The 24400-nt window shown below is 62.1% G+C and carries 23 protein-coding genes; 12 read left to right on the forward strand and 11 right to left on the reverse strand.

The window, feature by feature from the left end; all coding sequences use genetic code 11:
* Positions 1-107: 107 nt before the first annotated feature.
* The gene (locus ACMGE0_RS22290; protein WP_436818085.1) at positions 108-965 is read right to left on the reverse strand and encodes a shikimate dehydrogenase; all 858 of its coding nucleotides are present in this window, start codon (positions 963-965) and stop codon (positions 108-110) included.
* 223 nt (positions 966-1188) lie between these two features.
* Here ACMGE0_RS22290 and ACMGE0_RS22295 point away from each other — a divergent pair, with 223 nt between their 5' ends.
* Complete coding sequence (locus ACMGE0_RS22295) at positions 1189-1845, forward strand: TetR/AcrR family transcriptional regulator (protein WP_436818086.1); 657 nt, start codon at positions 1189-1191, stop codon at positions 1843-1845.
* A 15-nt stretch (positions 1846-1860) separates the two neighbouring features.
* Here the strand turns inward: ACMGE0_RS22295 and ACMGE0_RS22300 are convergent, their stop codons facing one another.
* Positions 1861-3411: a tetratricopeptide repeat protein gene (locus ACMGE0_RS22300; RefSeq protein ID WP_436818087.1), complete on the reverse strand. Its 1551-nt coding sequence runs from the start codon at positions 3409-3411 to the stop codon at positions 1861-1863.
* A 543-nt stretch (positions 3412-3954) separates the two neighbouring features.
* On the opposite strand from ACMGE0_RS22300, the gene ACMGE0_RS22305 reads away from it, so the two are divergent.
* Complete coding sequence (locus ACMGE0_RS22305; protein WP_436818088.1) at positions 3955-4890, forward strand: SphA family protein; 936 nt, start codon at positions 3955-3957, stop codon at positions 4888-4890.
* Between the two features lie 64 nt (positions 4891-4954).
* On the opposite strand, the gene ACMGE0_RS22310 is transcribed toward ACMGE0_RS22305, so the two are convergent.
* Both ACMGE0_RS22310 and ACMGE0_RS22315 read right to left on the reverse strand, forming a co-directional pair.
* On the reverse strand, positions 4955-5212 hold the full coding sequence (locus tag ACMGE0_RS22310; protein WP_436818089.1) for a hypothetical protein: 258 nt from the start codon (positions 5210-5212) through the stop codon (positions 4955-4957).
* Positions 5213-5499: 287 nt separating this feature from the next.
* Positions 5500-6651, reverse strand: coding sequence for a helix-turn-helix transcriptional regulator (locus tag ACMGE0_RS22315; RefSeq protein ID WP_436818234.1), 1152 nt, complete (start codon positions 6649-6651; stop codon positions 5500-5502).
* Positions 6652-6674: 23 nt separating this feature from the next.
* On the opposite strand from ACMGE0_RS22315, the gene ACMGE0_RS22320 reads away from it, so the two are divergent.
* Entirely contained in the window at positions 6675-6932 is a 258-nt protein-coding gene (locus ACMGE0_RS22320; RefSeq protein ID WP_436818090.1) for a helix-turn-helix transcriptional regulator, read from the forward strand.
* 57 nt (positions 6933-6989) lie between these two features.
* Here ACMGE0_RS22320 and ACMGE0_RS22325 read toward each other — a convergent pair whose 3' ends face one another.
* From ACMGE0_RS22325 to ACMGE0_RS22340, 4 genes are all read right to left on the reverse strand, one after another.
* The gene (locus tag ACMGE0_RS22325) at positions 6990-8231 is read right to left on the reverse strand and encodes an MFS transporter (protein WP_436818091.1); all 1242 of its coding nucleotides are present in this window, start codon (positions 8229-8231) and stop codon (positions 6990-6992) included.
* Positions 8232-8284: 53 nt separating this feature from the next.
* Positions 8285-9790 (reverse strand): tripartite tricarboxylate transporter permease, encoded by a 1506-nt coding sequence (locus tag ACMGE0_RS22330; protein ID WP_436818092.1) that lies wholly within the window; start codon positions 9788-9790, stop codon positions 8285-8287.
* Between the two features lie 3 nt (positions 9791-9793).
* Positions 9794-10258, reverse strand: a complete 465-nt coding sequence (locus ACMGE0_RS22335; RefSeq protein WP_436818093.1) for a tripartite tricarboxylate transporter TctB family protein — start codon at positions 10256-10258, stop codon at positions 9794-9796.
* 88 nt (positions 10259-10346) lie between these two features.
* Positions 10347-11324, reverse strand: coding sequence for a Bug family tripartite tricarboxylate transporter substrate binding protein (locus ACMGE0_RS22340; RefSeq protein WP_436818094.1), 978 nt, complete (start codon positions 11322-11324; stop codon positions 10347-10349).
* Positions 11325-11623: 299 nt separating this feature from the next.
* On the opposite strand from ACMGE0_RS22340, the gene ACMGE0_RS22345 reads away from it, so the two are divergent.
* The 4 genes from ACMGE0_RS22345 (at position 11624) to ACMGE0_RS22360 (ending at position 15817) form a co-directional block, all read left to right on the forward strand.
* Positions 11624-12079, forward strand: coding sequence for an SRPBCC family protein (locus ACMGE0_RS22345; protein WP_436818095.1), 456 nt, complete (start codon positions 11624-11626; stop codon positions 12077-12079).
* 18 nt (positions 12080-12097) lie between these two features.
* On the forward strand, positions 12098-12622 hold the full coding sequence (locus ACMGE0_RS22350) for a (2Fe-2S)-binding protein (protein WP_436818096.1): 525 nt from the start codon (positions 12098-12100) through the stop codon (positions 12620-12622).
* A complete protein-coding gene (locus tag ACMGE0_RS22355; RefSeq protein ID WP_436818097.1) occupies positions 12609-13406 on the forward strand; it encodes an FAD binding domain-containing protein in 798 nt (265 codons plus the stop codon). Before ACMGE0_RS22350 ends, ACMGE0_RS22355 begins: the two co-directional genes overlap by 14 nt.
* 74 nt (positions 13407-13480) lie before the next feature.
* Positions 13481-15817, forward strand: a complete 2337-nt coding sequence (locus ACMGE0_RS22360) for a xanthine dehydrogenase family protein molybdopterin-binding subunit (RefSeq protein WP_436818098.1) — start codon at positions 13481-13483, stop codon at positions 15815-15817.
* 58 nt (positions 15818-15875) lie between these two features.
* On the opposite strand, the gene ACMGE0_RS22365 is transcribed toward ACMGE0_RS22360, so the two are convergent.
* Entirely contained in the window at positions 15876-16628 is a 753-nt protein-coding gene (locus ACMGE0_RS22365) for an SDR family NAD(P)-dependent oxidoreductase (protein WP_436818099.1), read from the reverse strand.
* Positions 16629-16675: 47 nt separating this feature from the next.
* Positions 16676-17671 (reverse strand): amidohydrolase family protein, encoded by a 996-nt coding sequence (locus tag ACMGE0_RS22370; RefSeq protein ID WP_436818100.1) that lies wholly within the window; start codon positions 17669-17671, stop codon positions 16676-16678.
* 275 nt (positions 17672-17946) lie between these two features.
* Between ACMGE0_RS22370 and ACMGE0_RS22375 the strand changes: the two genes are divergently transcribed.
* Both ACMGE0_RS22375 and kce read left to right on the forward strand, forming a co-directional pair.
* Positions 17947-18840: a VOC family protein gene (locus tag ACMGE0_RS22375; RefSeq protein WP_436818101.1), complete on the forward strand. Its 894-nt coding sequence runs from the start codon at positions 17947-17949 to the stop codon at positions 18838-18840.
* Between the two features lie 97 nt (positions 18841-18937).
* On the forward strand, positions 18938-19873 hold the full coding sequence (kce, locus tag ACMGE0_RS22380; protein ID WP_436818102.1) for a 3,5-dioxohexanoate:acetyl-CoA acetone transferase: 936 nt from the start codon (positions 18938-18940) through the stop codon (positions 19871-19873).
* 66 nt (positions 19874-19939) lie between these two features.
* Here the strand turns inward: kce and ACMGE0_RS22385 are convergent, their stop codons facing one another.
* Positions 19940-20638: a GntR family transcriptional regulator gene (locus ACMGE0_RS22385; RefSeq protein ID WP_436818103.1), complete on the reverse strand. Its 699-nt coding sequence runs from the start codon at positions 20636-20638 to the stop codon at positions 19940-19942.
* Positions 20639-20753: 115 nt separating this feature from the next.
* Between ACMGE0_RS22385 and ACMGE0_RS22390 the strand changes: the two genes are divergently transcribed.
* The 3 genes from ACMGE0_RS22390 (at position 20754) to ACMGE0_RS22400 (ending at position 24340) form a co-directional block, all read left to right on the forward strand.
* Positions 20754-21605, forward strand: a complete 852-nt coding sequence (locus ACMGE0_RS22390; protein ID WP_436818104.1) for a fumarylacetoacetate hydrolase family protein — start codon at positions 20754-20756, stop codon at positions 21603-21605.
* Between the two features lie 15 nt (positions 21606-21620).
* A complete protein-coding gene (locus ACMGE0_RS22395) occupies positions 21621-23246 on the forward strand; it encodes an FAD-dependent monooxygenase (protein WP_436818105.1) in 1626 nt (541 codons plus the stop codon).
* A gap of 71 nt (positions 23247-23317) precedes the next feature.
* The gene (locus tag ACMGE0_RS22400) at positions 23318-24340 is read left to right on the forward strand and encodes an amidohydrolase family protein (RefSeq protein WP_436818106.1); all 1023 of its coding nucleotides are present in this window, start codon (positions 23318-23320) and stop codon (positions 24338-24340) included.
* Positions 24341-24400 lie beyond the last annotated feature (60 nt).

Consider the following 24400-nt stretch of genomic DNA (forward strand, 5'->3'; position numbering starts at 1 on the left):
CCGTCAAACCCAGCCTTCGAAATCGCCTCCAGCTTCTCGGGAAGGTCCCCGCTGATCGATACCGTCGCTATCGACGTTTTCATCGCTGGTCTCCTCTGAAATCCGGTTCAAGCGGTCATCGTTTCAAAGTGACGTGTCATGCGTGCGATATCCGGCTCCCGGCCGGTGAAAAGGCGAAAGGCGCCGACCGCCTGGAAGACGGCCATGCCGCCGCCGTTCAGGACCCGGCAGCCTCGCCTCGCGGCCTCCTTCAGCAGTTCGGTCTCCAGCGGGAAATAGACGATCTCCGCCACCCAGAGATCCGGACGCAGCAATTCGGACGGCAGGGGAACGCCGGGATACTTCGCCATGCCCATCGGCGTCGCATGGATGAGGCCGGTCGCCGCCGCCATCGCCGCGTCGAGGTTCGTGCCCGCTAAAACCCGGCTCTGCGGAAAGTGTCGCTGCATGCTCGCCGCCAGCGTTTCGGCCCGGTTCTGCTCCTGATCAAAGATCGTCAGGCTTTTTGCACCGAGCGTCAGGATCGCAAAGGCGGTTGCCGCGCCCGCGCCGCCCGCGCCGAGCTGCACGACATCGTTCAGTTCGGCGTCCGGCAGGCCGCGCCGGAAGCTTTCGGCAAAACCCCACCAGTCGGTATTGTGGCCGAAGCGCCTGCCGTCCTTCAGCACCACCGTGTTGACGGCGCCAAGCGCACGCGCTTCGTCGGAAAGCTCATGGAGAAAGGGTATGATCACCTGCTTGCAGGGATGGGTGATATTGAGCCCGCAGAACCCCCTTGCCTCGGCATCATCGAGGAGGGCCGGCAGATTGGAAGGCGTCAGGTGGAGCTGGTTGAGATCGATCAGCTCGTAGTCATAACGCAAGCCCTGCGCCGCCCCCTCCTGGATGTGCATGGCCGGTGTCAGCGAGGCCTGGATGCCCGCCCCGATCAGCCCCGCCTTCAAAGCCTGTGAAATATTGTCCATCTGGCCGGCGAACGCGATCGGACAACGCCGCCGTGGCGCTTTTGCCGAAGGCCCCGCTTCTCCTCCTAGCTTCCGCACTGACCCATGGAGCATGGTTAATGTACGAACTAGTTCGTGTCAACTTCAGTCTTTAATCCGATTGAAACAGGGATGCGATCTGAATTATGAACGAGCGACAGCCCTAAGTGGCCCCATCGGTTCGTCCATCAGAGTTACGTCGAGAATGCCGAGACCCAGGCAAGCACCCCGGAAGAACGATCCAGACAAAACGAAGGAGGATATCCTTGCGGTTGCCACCGAGGAATTCGCGGCGTTAGGGCTCGCCGGGGGGCGGGTCGACGCCATTGCCGAGCGAACCAAGACCTCGAAGCGGATGATCTATTACTACTTCGGCGGCAAGGAAGGCCTCTATCTGGCGGTGCTCGAAAAAGCCTACCGGAAGATTCGCTCGCTGGAGGCGGACCTGGAACTGTCGGACATGGCTCCGGACGAGGCATTGCGCACGCTCATAGCCAGCACCTTCGACCACGACGAAGCGAACCCTGAATTCGTGCGGCTTGTCAGCATCGAAAACATCCATCAGGCAGCGCACATGCAACGGTCCACCGAGATACGCGATCTCAATATTTCGATCATCAAAACGCTCGCCGACGTTCTCGAGCGCGGCAGGCAAACGGGCGTCTTCAAGCGGGATGTCGATGCGATCGACCTGCATATGCTGATCAGCGCCTTCTGCTTCTTCCGGGTCTCGAACCGCTATACGTTCGGCACGATTTTCCGGCGGGATCTTTCCGAGCCCGAGTTCTACGCCCGGCACAAGCAGATGATTTCTGATGCTGTCCTGGACTACTTGACGGCCGATTCAAAACCCCGATCCTGATCGCCACGTTCGTCTTCAGGAGGCGGCATTCGTGGCTGGTTCCTGCTCTCGAGGTGCCGGAGCCGGCGTCAATCCTGCTTTGACGAGCCCCTCCCGCAGCGCGGTTGCAACGGACGGATCGATCCTCCTGGCGGTTATCATCCGGTCGAAGATCATGCCGATTGTCTTGTCTTCTGCCGCAAGAGACTGAGTTGCGGAGTTGGATGGGTTGAGCTGCCCCAGACAAGCGATGCGAAGAGCCTCGGCCAGATCATCCTCGGGAGGAACCTGTTCCGCCAGGAGCGCTGCATCCGAATATTCGCCGCGGCGGTATGCGTCGAGCGCAAGCACGAGCTTGGCTTCGCGAGGGGCAGCGGAATTGTAGTGGTCAAGAGCGTAGCGGGCAAGGCCCACGCCCGCATCCCAATAGCCAACGGAGAAGAGAATAAGGCTCAATTTTGCCGAGACATCCGGATTGGCGGCATTCAGCGACATGGCTCGATTTCCTGCCGATATCGCAGCCTCAATGTTCCCGCTCAAGAACTCCGCGTTCATGAGGGAAATGTGGGCTCTGTCCGAAAATGGCGTGGTCGCCACGGCAAGACGCGCGAGTTGGCGTGCCCGCTTCAGCTTCGCTTCGGTCGGCATCCCGAGCTCCCAGGAGAGCATGATCAGCGACAGCGCGGCAGCCGCATCGGAGTCATCCGGGCGCTGCGCGAGGGTGCGGGACAAGCAGTCACGGGCTGAAGCCAATTCCTCGACGTTGCTGTCGCCAAGCCCCTTTTCCGCCTCGAGGACACAGGCGTTGCCCAGCATCCCCCGATGCTGTTTCCTCTCATACTCGTTAATCACGCCCCTTGCGGCGGCAAACCGCGACGAAAGCCTTGCGACAAGCTGGCGCTCGACCGAAGCGACGCCCCATCCGTCCAACGGCATCGTTTCCACGCCGGTTCCGATCGGATCCTCCACGCCGGGCGCGAGAACGTTCCATAAAATGCTGCGGCTCGCGTCATCGCCGAAGTATTTGAGTTCGACCGCGTAGGTGCGCGGTTTCTCCTTCGAACCTTCACCGATGGAACCCGTGCTGCCATCCGCTTCTGCGGCCACGCGCATTGTCTGAAAACTGGACGTGGCCTTCATGAGAGAAGCAAGGGTGGAATCCGCCTCGTCCGATAACCGTACGTCTGCAGAGGTCATGGAGAAGATCACCGAGGGCCGCTCCGTCAAAGCTCCTTCCCGCCATTGCTCGCCCAGAACCGTGTATCCAAACGACGTGCCGAACAGGATAAGGACCACCGCTGAGGTCGCCGCGCTCCGGGACCAGTTCCTGCGCGACCGGGACGAACACGTATCCCCTTCGGCCTCGACCTCCTCTATCGTCGTCGTTACCTCGTCGAGATATGTCTGCAGCTGTTCGGGCAGCCGGGTGAAAACCGGGCTATAGCGGCCCTTCGGAAGATGGATTGCCACAGTTCCCGGTGCACCGAAGGCCTCGTAATAGTGCTGCAGCTTCCCTCTGAGGCGAGTCGCTTCAACACGCACGATCGGATCGACGCCCGGATCGAAGTCTTTGTGGCGGCCGAGCACGTCGAGTGCGATCGAATAGGCCTTGACCACCCGGTCGCCTTCGAAATACCGGTCGATCAGATACTTCAGGAACGTCCGGCTGCGTTCCGATGCATGGAATCGCGGATCGGCAAACAACCGGTCCATGGCAAGCCTGACTTCGTTCTCACCGATGGATTCGTCGTTGGATTGGTGATGCTCACCGTGCATGACGCTCCTCCGTAACCGGTTACGCGATCCGTCCAGCATAACGGACCAAATCCGTCGGCATCGGCATGCCACATCCCTTGAAGCAAGGACGACAACCTTCCCGCGCCCGCTCAATCCAGGCGTGAGGTTGCCTATTAAACCTCCAGCGAATGCGCGAAGCTATGCAATTTGTGCCAATGCTTGTGTTCGCCCCGAGTTCTCAGAAGTTGCGGGCGCCAAAACGCCTCGCTTGCTGGATGCATCGATTTTGTCGCATATTTGCAGTAGAATCGGGAAGCCGCCAACCGCTTTTACGCGTGCTTTGGGGGTAAAATCAGCGCGGCCGTGCCGTGCTGGCGTTCAGCGAGGCCTGACATGAAATTCAGGACGATTCTACCGCTCATCGCGGCGATCGGCAGCCCGGATGTCGCAAAAGCGGCCGAAGCCGCAGCAGGACGATACATTCCGGGAGCGTATGCGACGCCCGGAGCCGGCATTGTCCCGCCAGTTCCCGGCCTGTACTGGGGCTGGTCCAACGCCTACTACCATGGCGACGCGAGCGGGGCGGTTCCCTATGGTGACGGAACGGTCGCCGTCGGTCTCGAAGCCGACACGGTGGCGTCGATCCTCGCCGGAATCTATGTCCCGAACTGGGACCTTCCCGGAAATTGGACCTATGCATTTCAGGCCGCACTGCCGTTCGGTTACACCTATGCCAAGGCAACCGTCGGTCTTGCGGATGTCGTCGACGAAACGGCGGGTCTGGGCGATATCGCGATCACGCCGCTCCTTTTCGGCTGGCATAACGACGCGAAGGATCTATGGATTTCGACCGGCCTGACGATCACGGCGCCGACGGGAAGGTGGCAGGAAGGCCAACTCGCGTTTGTGGGTCTGAATTACTGGACGTTCACTCCGACGATCGGCATCACGCGGCTGATCCCCGAACACGGCCTTGACCTATCGGCGAAGCTCGGCGTGGATATCAACACGCGCAATCCCGATACCGATAACTATAGCGGGGCAACCGCGCATCTTGACCTCGCCATGACCAAGAGCGTGACGGAGAATTGGCAGGTCGGTGCGATCGCCGGGTTTCTCTATCAGTTCGAGGATGACGACAGTGCGTTCGCGAACGCGCGCGACGACGGGTTCAAGGGACGCTCCGTCGCTATTGGCCCGCTGGTCAAATACAAGGCGAAGGTCGGAACCACCGAGATCGATCTCAGCCTGAGCTGGGCTCACGAACTGGCCGTCGAAAACCGGATGAAGGGCGACGCGTTCTTCTTCACTGTGAGCGGAAAGTTCTGAGCGGATCGAACTGGTATCCGCGGGAAGGATAGCGCACCGGTTCAGGTGCGCTATCCCGAGTTGATCAGTCGGGCCGCTGCACACCAACATAGTAATCGCCGCTGTCGAAGGCGGGATCGGAACGGTACCGTCCGATGCTTCCGGTCCTGGTGGGATCGGTCATGCCGTACCGGCTTTCATGATAGCGGCGCGCCGCCGCGGTTTCAGCGGGTGTCTCGTCCCTGTTTACCCCTTGATAATAGCTCCCTCGCCCGGAACTTTGCGCATAGGCGCTGGAGGAAGCCAAGGCCGCCGCCAGCACAAGAAAAATGACTTTTCTCATTGGTTTCTCCTTATGTGCGATCTCGGTACTCGTTACCGCAGTGCAGGGGCACCCCGAATGACCCGGACAATCCTGTAGGCAGAAGCACGACAACCGAGGCAGCACTCGTCCGGAACCTCCACAAGTCTACGCCATCAGGAAAACTCGACAAGTACGTTACGGTTACAGATCGTGAATCCGGCGGTATCGCCGTTGGAACAGGGACGACGGACCCTCTGGGGCAGAGTGCCCTCGCGAACCTCTGAGCTCGACTTCGGAATCGGCTGGATCGATCGGATTGCGGCAACTCACGACAGCCGCTTCAAGCGCGTCTGCGAGGGTGTTTCTCCGAAAAGCTGGCGATAGTAGCCCGCGAAGCGCCCGAGATCGGCAAAGCCGTATTCAAGCGCTACCTGCGTGATGCCGCCAGGCCCGAGTTCTTGCGAGACCAGGATGCGATGAACGGCGGCAAGCCGCCTCTTCTGCAAATATGCGATCGGCCCCATGCCGAGCGCTTCGTAAAAGGCCCGGTGCAGTGTTCGTCGGGATACCTGGAAGACGAAGCAGAGTTCCGAAACGTGCACCGATCGATCCGCTCCGAGCGCGTCCACATAATCCTCGACATTCCGGACCAGCTTCGCGTTGCGGTGACAGCGCTCGTCATAGCGTTGATAGACCTCCTCGATCGCCCCTTTCAGAAACGACTCGATGAGGACGCGCCGGAGAAAATCGATGCCGCCCGCAGTCCGCGGGAGCCTGCCGGAACGCAATTCTTCGATTTTGGAGCAAAGAGCCTGGCAAGTTCTCATCCGCAGGTTCCGCGCGCGGCGGAACCTGTTGATGACTGTCCAGAAATCGGGATCCTGAAGAGAAGCTTCGCCGGCGGCATGCAAGGCAAGCTCCTCGGCGGCGAGCGTGATTGTCGCATAGCGCGACCGGCCGGTGAAGCGGCCTTCCTGTTCGACCGCTTTCGGGAATACCACGACCTCGCCCGGAGCAATATTATAGTCCCACTGCAGAACTTCTCCGCCGCTTTCGACCATGGTTCCTACAGTCACCAGGTGCGGATTCATGACACCCCTTGCGCGGATGTCGGGATGGAAATCACCGGCGCTGAAAGACACGCCCCCGAGGGCGGCATGCGTGAGTTGACCGGTGAATGCACCCGGCGCGAGCTGAACGATCTTGAGATCGGCTCCGCGAACGGCCTCTCGCAGATCCTCCGAACTCCGAAGCCGAAATGTGTAAACGGAAAAAGGCTCGACGTCATCGGCGCGGCAAGCTCCTACAAGAGCTCCGCTGTCGGCACCCTCGCCATAACGCGCTGCGACTGCTCCTCGGTTCAGATCCTCCACCACAGAACGATCTCCACCGCTTTTCCTCTTCTTACCATCACTGGCACAAGCTGGATAGCATTGGCAGCATGTACGGTTAAATCCTTGTTGTAGGAAAAGGCACATCCGGAGCAAACGCCTGCGTTCTCGTGCTGCTGATCGATCCGGAGCGGGAACCCGCAACGGACGTGTCGACCTTGCAGCGGCTTTACAGGCTGACGAAGGCGGAAGCGGCGGTGGCCGTTCGGATCACGCGGGGCGACGGCCTGCAATCCGTCGCGGACGCGCTGTCGCTATCCTTGTCCACCGTGCGCACTCACCAGCAGCGGGTTTTCGAAAAGACAGGCACCCATCGGCAGGCGGAGCTCGTCCGTCTCCTCCTGGGTGTACAGGGCGGTCTCGGCTGATACACCGAGATCTTGGCGAACATGAATGGTCGGGAGGTCCCCTGATCTGGCCGCGCCCTATGCGGCCTGCGTGGCAAGCTTCTCAGGGTGCGACGGGCCGAACCGATAAGGTCCGAGTCTGAAGATGATAAAACTTGCGGCCGACAGCGCAAGGCTCAACCCGGCCAGTGCGGTTCCATAGGAGTGCGTCATGTCGAAGCTCACGCCCATGAGATAGGAACCGATCCCGGTCCCTATGCTGAAGATGGCGAAGATATAGCCGTAAATCTCTCCGTAGCGGCGAAGGCCGAAATAACGTCCCACCAGGTAACCGACGACGTCGACTTCGGCGCCGAGGCCGAAGCCGAAGCAGGCGGCAGCGATAAGCCCCGTTGCGGAGGACGCGCTGCCGAACCAGAGGACCCCCATGCCGGCCAGCGGGACCAGGAATATGGCTGCCGCAAAATACGGCGCGAAGATTTTATCGAGAAGATAGCCGGAGATAAGGCGGCCAAGGATCGTCGACAAACCGACGACGACGAGCATCGATGTCGCAATCTCGACCGGCAATCCCCGATCGGTCATCAAAGCGACCAGATGAGCTATCACTCCGCTCACGGCGGTATTGACGAGCAGGATCGATATGGCGATTGCCCAAAAGGTTCGGCTTCTCAGCACGGTTCCGAGATCGTCGCCCGCCATCGCGGGCGAAGCGGGACTGTCCGTTGTGGCGGGCGCTTCGGTCACGAAAAGAAAGACGGCCGGAAAAGCGACAAGCCAGGTCAACGCGCCCAGTGCGACATAGGCCTCCCGCCATCCGAAGCTGTCGACGACATAGGCCGCAAACAGCGGGACGAGCGCAGCTCCGATGCCGACGCCTGTCATGATAATCCCCAGTGCCAACCCTCTGTGAGCATCGAAGCAGGACGAGATCGCCTTCGCATAAGGCAAAGCCGACTGCCCGCTGCTGACCAGGCCGGAAATCGTATAAAGTGCCACGAACGCAACAACGCTGGCGGACGAGAGCGAGACCGCGGCGACGCTTGCCGCGAATAGCGTGACGGCAAGGAGCAGGACCCGCCGCACGCCCCATCGGTCGGTCAGCCGGCCCACGACCGGCGTTATCAATCCCGAACCGATGGCAAAAAGCGTGATGCTTAGGGACATCGTTCCCCGCGACCAGCCCATCTCTTCAGTAATCGGCTTTAGAAAGACACCGAACGTGAACACCATGATCGGCGCATTGCTGACCATTAAGCCGACCGTCGATCCAAGAACGACCAGCCAGGGCCCGGACCTTACGCTGTAGATCGGGTTCATCTGCGAAATCCTCAGGATGGGTGGAATCATGACTGCAACAAATGTTGTCCGGCTCAGTCCTCTTCGACGAATATCTCCTCCCGCTTCTGGCGGACGTTGGGAAGAAGGGTGACGACCAGGACCACGATTGCGATCGCCAGAAGCGTGGCGCTGATAGGCCTCGTTAGAAACACCGTCGCATCCCCGCGATACAGGGTCATCGTTCGGCGCAGGTTCTCCTCCAGCATGGGTCCGAGCACAAAACCGAGCATCAGCGGCGCCGGTTCGCATCTGAGTTTGCCCAGGAGGTAGCCGACGAGGCCGAACAGCGATACGACCAGCAGGTCATAGGGATTGGATTGGACGCTGAAGACTCCGATCGAGCAGAAGACCATGATCGCCGGAAAGAGTACGTAGTAGGGAATGGCGAGCAGCCTCACCCAAACGCCGATCAGCGGCAGGTTGAGCACCACCAGCATGAGATTGCCGATCCACATCGAGGCGATGATCCCCCAGAACAATCTCGGCTGTTCGACGACCACGTTGGGACCCGGCACGATGCCTTGGATGAACATGGCGCCTATCAGCATGGCGAGCACGGGATTGGCGGGAATTCCGAGCGTCAGCAGCGGGATGAACGAGGTCTGCGCGCCGGCATTGTTGGCCGATTCCGGACCGGCCACGCCGGCGATCGCTCCCCTACCGAAATCCTGAGGACGGTCTGAAACGCGCTTCTCGATCGTGTAGGAAGCGAAAGCTGCCAGGATCGGTCCGCCGCCTGGAAGTATGCCGAGCGCGGACCCGATGCCGGTACCGCGAAGGATCGGGCCGAACATGGCGCGGAAATCTTCGCGGGTCGGCATCAGGCTGGAGAGCTTGCGCGTCAGCACCTCGCGGGTTGTCGGATTTTCGAGGTTGCGCAGGATTTCCGCGATGCCGAAGACGCCAACCGCGACGGCTACGACGTCCAGGCCGTCGGCAAATCCCTCGATGCCCAATGTGAACCGGTACTCTCCGGTATAGAGGTCGGTGCCGACCAGACTGAGCAGGAGCCCGAGCAGCAACATACCGAGCGCCTTGACGATGGAGCCATGCGCCAATGCGGTCGAGAAGACGAGACCGAGGACCATGAGCGAGAAATATTCCGCCGGTCCGAATTGCAGCGCGACAGCCGTCAACGGCTGCGCAAAAATCGCGACGAGCAGGGTCGCAATCGTGCCCGCGACGAAGGAGCCGATTGCGGCGACGGCGAGGGCGACGCCGGCCCGGCCGTTGCGAGCCATCTGGTAGCCGTCGATTGCCGTAACGGCTGCCGAGGACTCTCCCGGCATGTTGATAAGGATGGCGGTCGTCGATCCTCCGTACTGGGCGCCGTAATAGATGCCGGCTAGCATGATGAGCGACGATATCGGCTCCAGTTGATAGGTGAGCGGCAGGAGCATGGCGATGGTCGCGGTTGCTCCGATGCCCGGGAGCACGCCGATCAGGGTGCCGATCAGTACGCCGGCCAGGCAGAAGAGAAGATTGGAGAAGGTCGTTGCGGCCGCAAAGCCGATCGTCAGGTTGCTGAAGAGTTCCACGGATCAAAACCTCGACAACCAGGGACCGAAAAGCGCGTAGGGCAAGCCTAGGGCATAGCTGAAGACCAGCGTCGAAAAGGCGGTCAATGCCGTGGAGAGGAGCAGCGCGGTCGAAACGCGCATCGTGCCGGATGCGAACGTGGCAAGGAAGGCGGTCAGGAAAAGCGAGGGTATGAAACCGAGCCCCCTCACGGTCATCCCGAAAACCAGTGGAGCCGGCAGGATAAACAGCAAGCCACGCCACGTCATCGCCGAGAACCGCTCGCCGGCGGAGCCGAGTGCACTTCCCGCGACAACGATCCCGATCAGAATGAGGGCGCTTGAAAGCAGCAGCGGGAAATAGCCCGGCCCCATGCCGAGGGAGGTTCCGACGCCAAGTCGCGTGGAACTCACCGCGAAGAACAGTCCGACGACGACGAAAAAGCCGCCACACACAAGGTTCGAAAGATCATGGCTTCGTGTCTTCACACGCGGTCTCCATATTGGCATTTGAGGGAGTTGCGGCTGGCCGTTCCACTGGACGCCAGCCCCGGCGGCAAGCCATGGACATGGTCCTCTATTCCAGAGAAATGCCCATTTCCTCGATGACGCTTTTCCAGACCGGACCTTCCGAACGGACTATCTCGGCCATCTGGCTGGATCCGATGAACTCCGGTTCCAGCTTCGTGGCGACCAGCTTCTGCTTTTCGTCCTCGGTCATTGCGTCCAGCGCGAGCCAGCGGTTCAGGCGATCAATGACGTCTTTCGGTGTTCCGCGCGGCGCGACCAGGCCCCACCAGGGGCTCCGCAGCTTGAAGTTGGCAAAGCCGGCTTCGGCCACCGTCGGCACATCGGGCAATGTCGGGATGCGCTGAGGCCCTGCGACGGCGATCGGCCGCAGCGGGCCGTCCGGCCCGATGGAGCCGGCCACCAGCGGCGCTCCCGCCGCGAGAAGGTCCAGCCGGCCGGCGATCAGATCCGTCACGCTTCCAGACCCGCTTCTGTAGGGGACGTGGACGAGCGAAATTCCGGCTGCTTTGGCGAACTGGTGGGAGACCAGATGCGGCATCGTTCCCGCTCCGGACGAACCGTAGCTCATGGCGCCCGGCTTTTCCTTGGCCATGGAGACGAACTCGGCCAAGGTCTTTGCCGGATGATCCCTTTGGACGAGAAGCAGGAGCGGAAGCTCCGCCAGAATGCCGACGGGTTCGAAATCGTCTGCGGTGTAGCGCACATTCTTGTAGAGATGCGGGTTCACAAGCAGGAGCGCCTCGGTTGTCAGCCCCAGGGTGTAGCCGTCGGGCGCCGCGTTGGCGACATCCTGGTTTCCCTTCGAGCCTCCGACGCCCACCACGTAATCAACGATGAAACTTTGCCCGGAACGCGCGGAAAGACGCTCCGCGGCGGCGCGGGTGATGATGTCTGCCAGCCCGCCCGGCGCCACGGGGACGATAATCGTCACGGCGCGCGAAGGATAGATCTCGTTTGCGAACGCAATCTTCGGAGCGACAGCGCTCGCGACTGCGGAAATCAGCATTTGCCTACGGGAAATCACCACATCTCCTCCCTGATTGTTGTGTCCTCACGGCGTCGACCTTCATCCGGTCCCCTGGCATGCCGGCAAAACCGTCACCCCAGCCGCAATTTCTACTCCCCTTGGGCCAAACATTATCAAAAAAAATTCATTTAGCAATAAAAAATGTAGATTTTTAAGAAAGCCTGAGTCATATCGATCCAAATCAACATTTTATACATTTTTTATAACATAAAACATTTTATTGTTGACATCGCGGTCCGACGTTTGGGAACATGAGGCATGGCGCATCTGGCGCGGACAAGCGGTAGGAGCCGTCGATGGAAATGAAGGGGGCACAGCACATCGGCGCTGCGCAACACATCGTATGGGCGGCACTGCTCGACCCGGCAGTCCTCAAGAGCTGCGTGCCGGGGTGCCAGGAGATGGCGGGAACCCCGGCCACGGGCTTCGAGGCGACCGTCGTCCAGCGGGTGGGCCCGGTGAAGGCGACCTTCAAGGGCGTCGTGACGCTGGAAGAGATGAATGAGCCTGGGAGCCTTGTGCTTCGAGGCGAAGGCAAAGGCGGCGCGGCCGGCTTCGCGAAAGGCGGCGCCCATGTAAGGCTGACGCCGTCCGACGACGGCACGACATTGGACTATCATGCCGAAGCGCAGATCGGCGGCAAACTGGCGCAGCTCGGGAGCCGGCTGATCGACGGGTTCGCGAAGAAGATGGCCGACGAATTCTTTCTGCGGTTCAAAACCGTCGTGGAAAACCGGACCGTCGGGGTCTGACCGCTGGGAGGTGGTGCAATGCACGAAATCAGCTTGACGGTAAACGGCCGATGCGTGTCCGGCTACGTGGAAGGCCGGACGCTGCTCGTCCACTTTCTCAGGGACACCCTCGGCCTCACAGGAACGCATGTGGGCTGCGACACCAGCCAGTGCGGCTGCTGCGTGGTCCACGTCGACGGAAAGGCGGTCAAGAGCTGCACCATGCTGGCGCAGGAGACTGAAGGCGCGCAGATCGTGACCATCGAAGGCGCGGCCCTGCCGGATGGAACGCTGTCGCCGGTCCAGCAGGCGTTCGTCGATCACCATGCATTGCAATGCGGCTTCTGCACGCCGGGGATGGTGATGAGCGCAACGGCGCTTCTCCAGGAAAACCCGAAACCCGGGGTCGAGGAAATCCGAATTTATCTGGAAGGCAATCTGTGTCGGTGCACGGGCTACCGCAATATCATCAAGGCCATCCTCGCGGCTTCCGGGCAACCCTTCGGCGAGCTCGCATCCGAGCACGCCCAGACAACCGACGAGAGCCCCCGTGCAGGATTTTGATTTCATCCAGGCACGGACCATAGCGGAAGCGATTTCTCTCGCGGCCGGGGACGAGGACGCCAAGTTTCTCGGCGGCGGGCAGACCTTTCTGCCGGCACTGAAACAACGCCTCGCGTCGCCGTCGAAGCTGATAAGCCTCCGCACCATCGAAAGCATGAAAGGCTTGACGTCGGAAGGCGGCGAGTTGGTCGTCGGAGGCGGCATGCCTCATGCAGCCGTCGCAAGCAGCGCAAGGACGCTCTTTCCGGCGCTGGCGAGCCTGGCGGGCAGGATCGGCGATCCGGCTGTCCGCAACAGGGGAACCATTGGCGGCTCGCTCGCCAACAACGATCCCGCCGCATGCTATCCGGCCGCGGTTCTCGCCTGCGGCGCGACGATCGTAACCGACCGGCGGGAGATCGCCGCCATGGACTATTTCCAGGGCATCTTCACGACGGCGCTGGAACATGACGAGATCATAACGGCGGTGCGCTTCCCCGTACCCGGCGAGGCGAACTATCAGAAGTTCACCCAGCCCGCCTCCCGCTTCGCGCTCGCCGGCGTCTTCGTCGCACGGTTCCCCGATCGGGTCGGCGTGGCGGTGACCGGCGCGTCGGGAGACGGGGTGTTCCGTTGGCGCGAGGCGGAGGCCCGATTGACGGAGGAATTCGAGCCGTCGGCGGTCGAGGAACTGATTGTATCGCCGGATTCGATGATCGCGGACATCTTCGGTTCCAAGGACTATCGCGCTCACCTTGTCCCGGTACTGACCGCACGCGCCGTCCGGGCGATCCTATCGCGCTGAGCAATCGTGGTTACCGTGCCCGCATGCGGTCCGCAATCCGCAGGACCATAGGGGCCGAACGTGGGAAGAAACGCATGGCTGGCAAATCCGGGACGGCACAGGCTCCGCTCGATCTCGAGGGCAAGGCTCTCGTGACCGGCCGGGGGCAATATACGGACGACATGGCCCAGCGCGATGCGCTGGTCGGCGTATTCGTCCGGTCGTCCATCGCCCATGGCATCATTCGCGGCATAGACACCGAAGCGGCCAGGGCCGCGCCTGGCGTGGTCGGGGTCCTTACCGGCGAGGACTTAGCCGCCGCCGGCTGCAACCCCATCACCTTCATGGTGCCCCTGTTCGAAGTGGACGGCAGGACGGAGGTTCCCTATGTCCGCACGCCGCGTCCACCCCTCGCGCGCGACAGGATCCGTCACATCGGCGAAGCCTTGGCGCTGGTCGTGGCGGAAACACCAGGCGCTGCGCAGGACGCCGCCGACCTCGTCGATGCCGACATCGAGGAGCTGCCGCCGTTCATGGCGGCCGAAGTGGCCGGCGAACCGCCGGATACGCCGATCTGGGAAGCGACGCCGACCAACCGGAGCTACACATGGCTGGCCGGCGACCACGCGGGCGTAAAATCCGCCCTGTCGCGGGCGGCGCACACGGTCTCCGTCAGCCTGCGCAACCAGCGGGTGGCGGGAAGTCCGCTTGAGCCGCGCGCGGCCATAGCCAGCTACGACGCGGCGAGCGGGCGCTACACACTGCATGCCGGCAGCCAGGGAACGACGTTCCTGCGCAAGGGGCTTGCCGACGCGCTCGGCGTGCCGCCGGAAAGCGTCCGCGTCGTGAGCAAGGATGTCGGGGGCGGCTTCGGCCTGAAGGTTTACGCCTACCCGGAATATGTCGCGGTGGCCGTGGCGAGCCGGCTTCTGGGCCGCACCGTGCGCTGGACCTCGACGCGATCGGAAGCCCTGATGGCCGATCAGGCCGGCCGCGACAGCACGCTGGAGATTACCGGCGCCTTCGATGATCACGGCCATGTCACGGCAATCTCCTGCGACATCGTCTCCAATATCGGCGCCTACGCCATCGGAATCGGACCCCGCCTCCAGTCGTCCGTGATCTCGGAGAACATCGCCGGCCCCTATCTGACGCCCGAGATCGCGATCCGGAGCATCGGCGTCCATACCAACTCCATCCCGACATCGCCCTATCGCGGCGCGGGCCGTCCCGAGACGACCTATATGCTGGAACGCCTCATGGACAGGGCGGCGCGGCAGATCGGGATCGATCCCATCGAACTGCGCCGCCGCAACCTGATCCCACGCGACCGTATCCCCTATACGGGGCCGATGAACCAGGTGTACGACAGCGGCGACTTCGCGGCGGTCCTTGAAGAAGCCGTCCAGCGCGCCGATTGGAAGGGCTTCGAGCACCGTCGCGAGGAGGCGCGGAAGAACGGCTTCGTTCGCGGAATCGGCTGCTCGCTGTTCACCGAGACCGCAGGCGCCAACTTCATGGAACCGCTCGACTTCCGCGTGACCGAGGAGGGGATCGTGGAGCTGCGGGTGACGGGCGTCTCGACCGGGCAGCGGCACGCCTCGACCATAACGCACATCGTCGGCGAGCGCCTGGGCATCGGCCACGAGCGCATCCGCTTCATCGCCGGCGATTCCGACGAGGTCCCCGCCGGTTCGCCGGCAGTCGGCTCGCGCGTTGGTCAGATGACCGGCTCGGCCGCCTTGCAGGCGGCGGAAAACGCCATTGCCCGCGGCCGCATGATCGTCGGCGCGATCGGCGAAGGCCGCTACAACGACATCAGCTATTCGGACGGCTGCTACACTATCGCTGGGACCGGCGAGCGTATCGCGTTTCTCGATATTCCCGAACGGGTCGCGGCGCTGAAGGCTGAAGGCAAACAGATCGACGCAACGCTGGACGCCGTTGAAGTCTTCAAGTCGCCGGGCTTCTCGTTTCCCAACGGTTGCCATGTCTGCGAGGTCGAGATCGATCCCCAGACAGGCCGGCTCGAAATCGTCCGTTACACGGCGGTCGACGACTGCGGCACCGTCATCAACCACCCGGTCGTCGAGGGCCAGCTCATCGGCGGCATCGCGCAGGGTCTTGGACAGGCGTTGATGGAGGAAGTGGTTTACGACGAGGCCGGCCAGCTCCTGACCGGATCGTTCATGGACTATGCCATGCCTCGCGCCGAGGACATGCCGCGATCCATGACCATCGTTGACCTGCCGGATCCGACACCATCCAATCCGCTGGGAGCAAAAGGCGTCGGCGAATCCGGCACGACCGGCTCGGTGGCGGCCATCGTCAGCGCCGTGGAGGATGCCCTGCGGCCGCTCGGCGTGACCGAGGTGCAAATGCCCCTGACGCCGGGCCGCATCTGGGAGGCGATCCGGGCGGCGAAATCCTAGCTCACGGACCTTTTCGCCGGCAGCGCGCGGGCTTGCCGAAAAGCACGCGCGCGATGGTTCAATGAATGACGGAGCCGCCGTCGACCGCCAGGGTCTGGCCGCTGATGAAGTCGCTCTCAGCGGAGAGGAGAAAGACGACCGCGCCGTTGAGGTCCTCGGGCTGCTGATCGCGCGCGATGCAGCGCGAGGCAATCGAGGGCGCGCTGTGGGCGGCGACCTCCTCGCCCCATTCGAGCACGCCTTCACTCAGCGTGAAACCGGGAGCCACGCAGTTCACCCGCACGCCGTCGCGGCCTGTCTCGCGTGCGATGACTCGCGTCAGCGCGATGACGGCGCCCTTCGACGCGACGTAATGCGCCTTGCCCGGCGTGCCCTTGAAGAAGGTGCCGGAGGATATGTTGACGATCTTGCCGTAGCTCTGCTCGCGCATGGTCGGCATCACCGCCTTGCAGCATTCGAAAACCCCGCGCACGTTGATCTGCATGACGCGGTCGAATTCCTCGGAATCGATCTGGTCGAAGGGTTTGTTCTTCCCAAGCGACGCAAACAGCGCGGCGTTGTTGACCAAACCGTCGATCCGGCCGAAGCGGTCGAGCACGCCCGTCACGAATGCCCGCACCGACGCGGCATCGGCGACATCGCAAACGCCGCCCCAGGCATGCGCGCCAATCTCCGAAACGATTTCGCCAGGATCGAGAATGTCGCACACCGCCACATTCGCTCCCTCGGCGGCCACCGCCTTTGCATATGACGCCCCTATGCCCCGTGCCCCGCCGGTCACGATGACCGTTCTGCCGCTCAGCCTGCCCATGAGTGATCGTCCTCCATCCTTGGTGCTTTCAGGTTGCTTGAGTGTATTCACGTGGACGAAAGCTTCAGCAGCCTCTTGGCGTTGCCTTCGAGGATCTTCTGCCTGTCGTTCGCCGTGAGATCGAGTTCGTTCAACGCCTCGAAGGTCTCCCGAACCGGCGCGAAAGGAGCATCTGTTGCGAAGACGACGTGATCGGCCCCGAAGAATTTCAGGCCTGTCGGCAGACCGGCCGTCCCGCCAAACATCGCCGTGTCGGCGTAGAACATGCGGAAGTAGTCCATGTGCGGCTTTCGCAGGGAAGTCAGGACGTTGCTGTAGTTCTCGTCGGGCGTCCTGCTGCCCAGAAATCTCATGCCGGGACCCAGGCGGCCGTCGTAGAAGGGAACCATTCCGCCGAGATGGTGGGTGATGATCTTGAGGTCGGGATGCCGGTCGAAGATGCCGGAAAACACCAGCCGCGCCATGGCCACCGAGGTCTCGTATGGCCAACCGAAGCACCACCACATCTCGTAACGGGACTTTGCTTCCGACGGATAGTCCGTCATGGCGGCTGTGCGTGTCGGATGCAGCCAGATCGGCAGGTCGTAGTCGGCCATCAATCCGAAGACCGGTGCGAATTCCGGAAGGTCCAGCGGCTTGCCGGCGATATTGGTGTAGACTTGGATGCCTTTCGCGCCGAGTTGCTCCACGGCACGTCGCGTTTCCGACAGAGCGGCGTCCACGTCGAGCAAGGATACCGAGGCGATGAACGCTGGGAACCGGTCGCGGTGGCGCTCGACCAGGAGAGCCAAATCGTCATTGCCGATCCGGGCGAGATCCGCCGCAACTTCTGGGGAGGCGACGTCCTCCACCGCCGGATTCGGCAAGGCGACGACCTGCCTGTAACCGTCCAGCACGTCCATGGCCCGGAAGCGGGCATCGAGATCAAGGATGGCGGGCAGGCCCTTCATGCGCCCGGCGATCGCGCCGAGACCCGTCCCGCGGGCGCTGAGCTCTTGAAGATACCTTTCGGGAAAGAAATGCGTAAAAATATCGATCGTCATCGGATACCCTTTCCGGACGCGCTCCGCAGACGCACCATGATCTGGTGCTTTCGTGGACGACGGGGTAGCACCGGCGGAGCCCGCAGCTCGCCGCGTTGAATATGCTGCAGCAAAGTTAGATCCTCCTTGATCGCACCTCACTGTCGAGGTGCCCATGTCCTTCTCCTTCAACCATCTTAGAGTCCCCTCTTCCGCACATCAACAGAAAAAACATTTTTTATTGAAATGAAGATTTTTCTGTTGTAGGTAGCAAACAGGTCTCAGAGGAGGAGCGGATGACCAGAACGTTCGACCCGCGGGTGTTTCAGCTCGGCTATGTCGCTCTCGGCGTGGGCGACCTGCCGCGATCGCAGACGCATTATTGCGAGGTGATCGGTTTGGCCGAGGCTGCCCGCGACAGCTCGACCGTCTATTTGTCCGTCGGCGCGGAGCACCACAATCTCGTCCTCCGAAACGCCGACGACAAGGCGCTTCTACATCTCGGCTATCAACTGAAACCGGAGACGGAAATCGGTGATTTCATTCGCGACGTGGAGGCCTTCGGCCTTTCCGCGGAAAGGAAGACCGACAGCCAGCCGGGCATTGCGGATCTCGTCGAAGTCGTCGCTCCGGGCGGAAATGTCTTCCAGTTCTATGCGGATGCCTCGATCGGCCCCGGCTTTCGCCGCACCGGCGTCGCGCCGATGCGCCTCGGTCACGTTGCCGTCATTACGCCGGAAGCCGGAAAGCTGCGTGCGTTCTACGAGGACTTCCTGGGCTTCCACTACACGGACGACATAGGTGGCATCGCCACCTTCATGACATGCAACCGGGACCATCACGTCGTCAATCTGGTGGGATTGCCCCAATCTCGCGTCCATCACATCGCCTTCGAGCTTTCCGACAATGCCGATCATTCCAAGGCGTGCGACACGCTGGCCGCAGCCGGCCTCCCGACGCTTTGGGGACCTGCCCGGCACTGTGCCGGCCACAACCTTGCCGGCTACCATTACGATCCGGACCGGGTGATGGTCGAGCTCTACACCCAGATGGACGTCTACGTTCCGGCCACGGGCATCTACGAGCCGCGCCCCTGGCATCGCCAGAATCCATTGCGACCGCAGAGCTGGCGGCCCGAGCAGATGACCAACTGGGAAACCAGCTTCGGCTTCGATCTGGTCACGGCATGAAAGACCGTTCCGCCCGGATACCTTCGGAAGCCGAGCATCGGCTCTGAACCGCTATCGACCGGATATCCGCACCGCGATTCATCAAAAGGGTGCCCATATGGCTGCACGACAGAAGAAGACGATCATCACTTGCGCCATCACCGGCGCGATCCATACGCCGACCATGTCGGACGCGCTGCCCTACACGGCTGACGACATCGCGACGCAGGCGATAGAAGCGGCGGAGGCAGGTGCTGCGGTACTGCATCTCCATGCCCGCCGGCCCGATGACGGCGGCGTCTCGATCGACACGGACCACTTCTCGGCCTTCCTGCCGCGCATCAAGCAGGCGACCGGCGCCGTCGTGAACATTTCTACCGGCGGCAGCCTGACGCATACGGTTGCCGAGCGGATCCGGCCGGCTCTCGCGTTCTCCCCCGAGATGTGCTCTCTCAACATGGGGTCGATCAATTTTTCTTTCCATCCGCTGGCGGATCGCTATGAGAGCTGGAAGTTCGGCTGGGAGAAGGATTACGTCGCCGGATCTGAAGGCAACATCTTCCGAAACACCTTCAAGGATATCCGCGAGGCGGCGAATGCGTTGCGGCCGCATGCCGTCAAGTTCGAGCACGAGTGCTACGATGTCGGGCATCTCTATAACCTGAAATTCGGGCTCGACCAGGGCTGGTTCCAGGCGCCAGTCTTCGTGCAGTTCGTGCTCGGAATTCTCGGCGGGATAGGGGCGGAGATCGACAACCTCGTCTTCATGAAGCGGACCGCAGACCGGTTGTTCGGCGAGAACTATCGCTGGTCCGTGCTGGGCGCGGGCGGCGCCCAGATGCCGATGGCCGCCGCCGCGGCGCAGCTCGGCGGCAATGTGCGTGTGGGGCTGGAGGATTCACTCCATATCGGACGCGGCAGGCTGGCGGCGTCCAATGCGGAGCAGGTCCGGAAGGTGCGGCGAATCCTGGAGGAGCTCGGACACGAGATCGCAACGCCGGACGAAGTGCGCGAAATCCTCGCCCTCAAGGGCGGGGATCGTGTCGCATTCTAGGTCGCGACGGCGAGCGGATTCCTTCCCGGCAGCGGCATGCCGCATGTGCGGCGGACGGCGCAGGCACTATCGTTTCCGCGCCGGAACGTCCGTGAAGGGTATGCGGGAATTCAGAAGAATGTCGGTCGTCCGCCGCAGGTGCTCGGCCATGAGGCGGGTTGCAGTCTCGGTATCCCGCCCGATCGCGGCTTTCGCGATGGCGTCATGCTCGGCCGAGACGTTGCGCCGCGTTCCCTCATAGGGCCCGGAAAGACGCCGATACCGCTCGGACTGCAGATAGAGCTGCTGGCGCAGCCGCTGCCACCACGTGTTCGTGCAGGCCGCCGTCAGCTCTTGGTGAAACGCCTCGTGCAGCTGATGCCAGAGCCGCGCCTCCGGGGAGCCGGGGGAATAGGGGCCGTGCTCCAGCGAACGAAGTTGATGCTGAAGCGAAAGCACCCTTCCTTCCCAGCCGATATCTCCCTTGGCGATGGATTCGGCCAGGCAGCGAGATTCGATCTCGACCCGGACCTCGGTCAGGTCCTCGAGGTCTCGTCGGGAGATCGGCGCGACGGCGAAGCCGCGCTGGGGTTCGGCCAGCACGAGTCCTTCCGCGGTCAGCCGCGAAAGCGCCTCCCGCACCGCTCCTGAACTGGCGTTCAGCACCTTGCAGAGCTGCTCGATGCGGAGCTTTTCCCCGGGCGGATACTCCGCATCTATGATGGCGTCCCGCAGGACCTCGTAGGTCCGCGCCGTCTGACTTTTGTGATTCGCAATAGCTTCCATGATGCATGCTATGCCAGAAAACCAGAAAATACGCAAATATATATATTTTTTGTTGCAATATGAAGTTTTTTCCGAAATGTTCGAGATATGCGGAACAACGTATCAGGAGGCATGGATGCGCTTCGTTGGCTATTTGGCGGGCGGGCTGGAGGGATTGGCGGTCAAGACCGCCGCTGGCTGGCATGGTTTGACCGTGGATGCACCCCGTTGGCCGGGCGATCTCGACGCGATTGTACGAACCGGCCGGTTCGAGGCCGCTGCCGAGATATTGGCCGGCGGCGAGCCGGTGGACATGTCGGCGGTGACCTATCTGCTTCCGTTCCGCCGCTCGGGCAAGGTACTATGCGTCGGGCTGAACTATGCGGACCATGCTTCCGAGAGCAAGATGGAAGTGCCGAGCTTCCCCACCGTGTTCGTGCGCTTCAACCGCAATCTGGTGCCGCATGGTGCCGATCTGATCCGCCCGAAAGTGTCGGAAATGTTCGACTACGAAGGCGAGCTGGTCGCCGTGATCGGCAAGGCCGGGAGAGCAATTCCGATCGAACGCGCCCTTGATCATGTCGCGGGCTATACGATCTTCAACGACGGCTCTATCCGTGACTACCAGCTGCGGACCAATCAATGGACGATCGGCAAGAATTTCGACAACACGGGCGCGATGGGACCCGAATTCGTCACAGCGGACGAACTGCCCGCCGGCGCCGCCGGCCTGCGGCTGCAAACCAGATTGAACGGCGAGATTCTCCAGGACGCCAATACCGACCAGCTGATCTTTTCCATCGCCGATCTGGTCTCCAAGCTGAGTATCGGCATGACCCTCGAACCCGGAGACCTCATCGTCAGCGGCACGCCGTCCGGCGTTGGCTTCGCACGCGATCCCAAGATCCTCATGAAGCCCGGCGACATTTGCGAAGTCGAGATCGAAAAGGTCGGCCTGCTTCGAAACGCCGTCTCGGCCGAAGCCTGAACCTCGGGGTTTTCGATGGAGGATAGCCAAACCGAAGTCCTGATAATCGGCGCCGGACCTTCGGGACTGGCTCTGGCGACCGAGCTGACCATGCGCGGGCGCCGGGTACATGTCGTCGAAAAGAACGATCGGACCGGCATCCAGCCCCGGGCCAAGACGACGAATGTCCGGACGATGACCCATATGCGCCGATGGGGATTGGCGGGCGAAGTTCGCAAACGTTCGCCTCTCTCCGCCGGCTTTCCGCGGCGCACCGTGTTCCAGACGTCGCTTTTTTCAGGCCCGATCTTCAGTTTTGAGGACGCTTTCTGCGCGAGCCCGCGGCGGCGAGACGAGTTTCCCGAACATGCGGAATTCATTCCCCAGTATGTCATCGAAGGCATTCTCGCCGAGCATGTGGCCAGGCACCCGCTCGCCACGCTTCGGTTCGGAAGCGAACTGATCGGTTTCGAGCAGGACGATAACGGGGTGACTGCAATGGTCAGGGACGCCGGCCGCCTCCGGCAGATCAGAGCGGGTTACATCGTCGGCGCCGACGGAGCCCGCAGTTCGGTGCGCCGCCTGCTGGGCATCCGGATGCAGGGCCAGCGGGATCTGGTGACATTCGCCACTTTGATCCTCCGCCTGCCCGGGCTGATCGATGATCCGGCACTCCCCAAGGCTCTCTTCCACTGGATCGTCGATCCCGCCGCCACCTGCGTCATCGGCCCGATGGATCACGGCGACCTGTGGTACTGCGCTCGCGTCGCGGGTCGGGATACCCCAACCGACGAATTGCTTGCGGTGGTCGGGCGCGCCATCGGTCGCGAGGTTCCGCTCGAGGTCGCCATGCGCGACGATTGGGTCGTTCACAGCCTGATCGCGGAACGGTATCGGCAGGGACGTGCCTTCCTTGCCGGCGATTCCTGCCACCTTCATTCGCCCTTCGGTGGGCACGGGATGAACCTCGGCATCGGCGACGCCGTCGATCTCGGCTGGAAGCTCGCCGCGGCTTTGGAAGGCTGGGGCAGCGAAGGACTGCTCGAAAGCTATGAAACCGAGAGGCGCCAGATGCATCTCCAGGTGATCGACAGCGCGACAAAAAACGTGTCCCACCTGTCCGAACGGTTTGCAGACCCGATCCTTGGCGGGACAGGCGTGGAAGCGGATTCGGCGCGGGCCCGTGCTGCGGAAGAGATCGAACGTCTGAAAGCGCCCGAGTTCCGCTCGCTCGGTCTCGTGCTCGGCAACCGTTACGGCCATTCGCCGGCGTTGGCGCCGGCGGAAGCCGCGGAACCGCCACTCGACATCACACGCTACACGCCGATGGCGGCCCCGGGACATTTGGCCCCGCACGCCTGGCTCGACGCCGAGACGTCGCTCTACGACCTCTTTGGCAAGGGGTTCACGCTTCTCGTTCTGGTAGGCGACGGCGCGCGCGTGAGAGAGCTTCTGGCCGATGCGGAGGCAGTCCGCCTGCCGCTGGACGTCCTCGAACTCAGGCAGCCCGGGCTTCGCGATCTCTACGGGGCGGACCTCGTCCTCGTGCGGCCGGACCAGCACGTTGCATGGCGCGGCGACAGCATTCCGCCGGACGGTCTTCTGATCGGGATCATGCGCGGGGACGCAGGCGATCCGAAGCCCCTGCAGCGCAGCGCCTGAAGCCACGCGCCTTTCTTCGAAAGCTCGATAATCTACCGGCGCAAACCGCGCCGCTGCAAAGGGAGGATGATATGGCCAAGAAATACCCCCTCGTGATCGACATGCATTCCCATATCCGCGTGCCGGAGGTGGTAGAATTCATGAAGAAGTACCCCATCACTGCGACCGGACCGGGAACCGACGACTGGTATGTGGAGAACTCGCGCAGCAACGCCAGCGCGAACATGATCCAGCTGGAGGAGAAACGCAAAGTCGTGTCGACGGAGCCGGAGGTGCGGATCCGCCAGATGGACGAGCGTGGCGTGGATATCCAGATCATCAGCGTCAATTTCCCGAACACCTGCCTCTGGATGGAGCCCGAAAACGGCCTGACCGCCGCAAGGCTGGCCAACGAAGGCATCGCGGAATTCTGCGCCTACAGGCCGGACCGCCTCTTCGGCATGGCGGCCGTGCCGCTCCAGAACCCCGAGCTGGCGGCTGCGGAGCTCGAACGCTGCGTCAAGGAGCTGGGCTTCCGCGGCGCCTGGATCAATTCGCATGTTCGTGCCCGGGACATCGGCGAAGCTCAGTTCCGGCCGTTCTGGAAGAAGGTCGAGGAACTCGACGTCGCTGTCTTCGTGCATCCGCTGAACGCCGTCGATTTCGACCGCATGAAGAAATACTTCCTGTTCAACGCCATCGGCAACACGCACGAGGAAACGCTGGCCATGGCGTCGTTGATCTACGAGGGGGTCATGGACGAATTTCCGAACCTCAAGGTCGGCATCTGCCATGGCGGCGGCTATCTTCCCTACTATCCCGGCCGGGTCGACTACTGCTGGGAAACAAACCGCGGCGGCGCGCGCGATGCGGCGAAGCAGAAGCCAAGCAGCTATTTCAAGCGCTTCTATTACGACAGCAACACGTTCGACAGGGATGCTCTAGGCGTTCTGATCAAGAATGCCGGCGCCTCGCAGGTCATGTTCGGATCGGACTGGCCGGCGATCCCGGAGAACTATTTCGACCACATCGACACGATGCCGGGCCTATCGGATGAGGACAGGCAGCGTATCGTCTGGAAAAACGCGGCGGAGCTTTTCAAGCTTCCGGTCTGAACCGGCGCTAAAGGCGCGGCTCCCTTGAGGAGACCGCGCCCTGGCATTCCGGCAGGCCTC

Source organism: Neorhizobium descurainiae (assembly GCF_051400715.1).
Classification (GTDB): Bacteria; Pseudomonadota; Alphaproteobacteria; order Rhizobiales; family Rhizobiaceae; genus Neorhizobium.